Below are 3,638 nucleotides of genomic sequence, written 5' to 3'. Positions count from 1 at the left end.
GGTAGAATATTCAAAATATGTGTTGAAAAATATATATGTATATATAATATTTGTATATTAGGAGGTGAGATATGAAGAAGTTAATAATTTTATGTCTAATAATGGCATTTGGGTTTTTTACCAATGTATTTGCAACAGACGGTTCCCTGTTTGCTGCTAGCCAAACATCAAAGGATGAGTCGTCTGTTTTTACAGTAACACATAAGGATGTTACATCGGCATTGAAGCAAGTTTTATCGGATGTTGAACAAAGTGGATATTCTACTGAAAAAGTAGCGTATGCATTAGATGCTGTTAAATTTACTATGCAAATTGACCTAAGTTCTATAACAAGTTTAATTCAGCCAATAATTGGTTTATTAGAAGGTTTTATAAGCGATCCTGTTGGCACAATTAATAGCCTTATTCCTATGCTTCAAGGTATTGTCCAGTCGCTATTAAGTGGCCAAATTCCAATGTCACAAGGTGATGTAATTATGCTAAAAGAATTGAATTTTGCTCTTAATGATGCAATCCAAAGTGGTTATAACAGGGAAAAGGTCACTTACGCAATAAATGTATTTGAAAAAGTACTTACCCAGAGCAATCTTTCTCTAGATACGCTAGCGCAACTGATAACCCCAATAATTGATGAACTTAGAACTTTAGTTACAACTTTACCTGCAATTATTCCTAATATTGTTAATATGTTATCTAGTGTAGTAAGCAATATGGCTAGTATTGCAGGGGAATTCAGAGGTATTGGTGGGTAGTTTGTCTGGCACTTCAACTTCAGCAGAGTAAGATAATTAATAGAAGGCCGAGCACATAAGCTTTTATGTGCTCGGTTTTTTTAGTAAAAAATTTATTAGTCTTTTTGTATACCCAATTCCCAAATTTTTATCTCATCTACCTCTACTGTACCATTATTTAGAAAAAATAATGCATTGCTACATTTATTTTCTGGATAATATACTTTTGTTACTGCTGCCTCACCATTGTTTAAAAAAACTTCTGCAACTGAATTATCTAAATAGATAGTTAGTGTTAATTTTTCTGTGTTAGTTGGTTGCTCAATAGGCACTTCAATATCGCCAACTCTCAATATACTGTTTTCAATTGTAATATTAAGGCCTTTATCTTTTTCATTATCTCTAAAGACAATAAATCCAAAGTTATTTGATTTAATATTTTCAAAAGTAGCTTTAATCTCAAGTTTTTTTTCAGCAGTATTCTCTAGTATATAATTTTTAGCTTCTGCATTAAATCTATAAGTTTTTAATAGTTTCTTACGCAAGTATTCTGCTTCTTTAACAGGGTAGGTTATTATATGTCCTTTATCATTAGTTGAAATTTTTCGTGGTATAATCATAGCACCGTTCCACCCCATATTCTCTTTAAAACCTTTTATCCAAGCAAATAATATGATTCTATCTCTAGTTTTCAGTATATTTGTAGCATAAAAATCCTCACCATAGTCAATTAAACCTTTATCCTCAGGAATGAATTTATAGTTTTTAACATCAAAGTCACCAGAATAATAATCAACAGGTCTATGGGCTGAATATATTAAGAACCATCTATTATCTAAGTTAAAAAAATTTGGGCATTCAAAGAAGAATGTTTTTGATCTTGGTTCTTCATATAGGATACCCCTATATTCCCAATTTAAAAGACTATTATCTTTTGCTTCATATATGGGGATTGTTGCCCTATCATCAATATCTCCACCTAATATCATAAAAGTTCGTCCAGATTCTTTAAAGATAAAGGGATCTCTCCAGTTTGGTTCAAAATCTGAACCACCATGGTTTTCTAAGCTTAGTATGGGATTTGATGGGTGTTTTTTCCATAGTATAAGATCATTATCCTCAGGTATTGCAGCCCACTGTTCATGAGCAATTAAGGGCCACAAGTATGGGGATTCATCTTGTGGTTCAGGGTAGGTAACCTTTGTGTAGAATATCATAGGAAGGCCATTTGAACCTATCACAGAACATCCTGAAAAGCAGTGAAGTTCTCCCTTATCAAAAGATGGCCAAAGGGCAATAGGTAAATGCTGCCAGTGAATAAGGTCAAGGCTTTTAGCATGTCCCCAATGCATATGATCCCAGTAATCATTGTATGGATTGTGTTGATAAAAGATATGGTAATAACCATTAAAGAAAATTGGCCCATTAATATCATTCATCCAATTTGCAGGTGCTGCAAAATGATATGACGGCCTAAAAACATCTTTTTCTGCTTTCTTTGTAGCATTATCTAGGGCTTTTTCTGCTTGAGTTATTGCTTTTTCTCTAATATCTGATTTATTAACAGTATTTACATAGCCAATACCGTTATTTAATGAAAAAGAAGAATTGTAAAAAAATAGTATAAAAATTGAAATAGAGTAAAATAAAAGTTTTTTCATTTATGTTTCTCCTTTAATTAATAGTGGTAATCATAAATATAAAATAATATTATTTAATTTTAAATAATTGATTTAAATATTTTTATTATAGTTTAGCCAGATTGAAATATATCTTTAATCCCATAACTAATTAGATTGTTTAATATATAGTTTATTTCTAGCAATTAAGTGAGGTTTGTTCTGATTTATTAGTTAATCTCTTACATATATTAACTAATTCTTGTTTTTCTTTTGGTAGTTTTTTAGTAAACAAGCTCACACTAAATAAAAACAGGCCAGATGTTATTATGCCTGCAAAAAATGGATGGATATGTGTTATATCTCTAAAACCCAGTATTTCCCAGCTTGTATTAATAATAGCACCTCCAATCATTGAAGAAATAGCGCCTGCCGGTGTTGCGCCTTTCCAGTATACAGAGGCAAGATTAACGAATAGAAAAGAAGAGGCCAAGACACCAAATGCTGAGATTACTACGGTAAATACACTCAAATTAGGAATTAAAGCTACAACTAATGCAATAAATCCTAAAACAAAAGTAGCCATGCGATTAAGAAAAAGGCGCTTTTTTTCAGTTGTGTTAGGCTTAAAATATTGAATATATATATCATTAACAAGAATGGTTGCACTAGTCAATGTTAACACATCTGCAGTACTCATAATTGCACAATATACACTTGACATCATAAGGCCAGCTATCCATGGATTTGTGAATGTATAAAAAAATGTTGGAGCAACCAACTCAGGATCAGAAATATCAGGGAGAAGTAATATCCCAAATAAGCCAATAAATACACAGGAATATGCAAGTATTGAAGACCATATAGGATTTATTAGTGCTGCATTTTCGATTACTCTGGTATTTTTTGCTGACATAGAAAAAGAATTAATATGGGGAAGGCCCATATAACCTATCATGTAAATTAATAAAGCCCCTATTATTTCACCATATTGTCCTTTAAATTGTAAATCTTTCCCCCATATGGAAAAAAATGTAGGATCAATCTGCACCAACTTATCTGTTAATTGGTGGAATCCACCAATTATTTTAAATCCAACAACTATCGCAATGATAGCACCAAAAAACATTATAATTGCTTGAACTGCATCTGTATACATACAAGCTTCTAGTCCGCCAGCCATTACATATATTAGAACAACTAAACCTCCAACTATAACACCGTAATAATAGGGTATACCAAAGAGAACTTGAGTAATTTTTCCAGCAGCTATTATTTGGGCAAGTAG

3 protein-coding genes are annotated in these 3,638 nt (G+C 31.8%); 1 reads left to right on the top strand and 2 read right to left on the bottom strand.

Annotation, left to right across the window (positions count from 1 at the left end; all coding sequences use genetic code 11):
• Positions 1 to 71 precede the first annotated feature (71 nt).
• Positions 72 to 752, top strand: coding sequence for a hypothetical protein (locus SVN78_09375; GenBank protein MDY6821816.1), 681 nt, complete (start codon positions 72 to 74; stop codon positions 750 to 752).
• A gap of 95 nt (positions 753 to 847) precedes the next feature.
• On the opposite strand, the gene SVN78_09370 is transcribed toward SVN78_09375, so the two are convergent.
• Both SVN78_09370 and SVN78_09365 read right to left on the bottom strand, forming a co-directional pair.
• Positions 848 to 2,392 carry a glycoside hydrolase family 32 protein gene (locus SVN78_09370; GenBank protein MDY6821815.1) on the bottom strand — a complete coding sequence of 515 codons (1,545 nt, stop codon included), beginning with the start codon at positions 2,390 to 2,392 and terminating at the stop codon, positions 848 to 850.
• A gap of 157 nt (positions 2,393 to 2,549) precedes the next feature.
• The coding region (locus tag SVN78_09365; protein MDY6821814.1) for a sodium/proline symporter at positions 2,550 to 3,638 on the bottom strand (1,089 nt) is incomplete at its 5' end.

The sequence above is a fragment of the Deferribacterota bacterium genome (assembly GCA_034189185.1).
Lineage (GTDB): Bacteria > Chrysiogenota > Deferribacteres > Deferribacterales > UBA228 > UBA228.
Note: the sequence above shows the minus strand (reverse complement) of the source record. Positions and strands in the feature narration are given on the sequence as shown.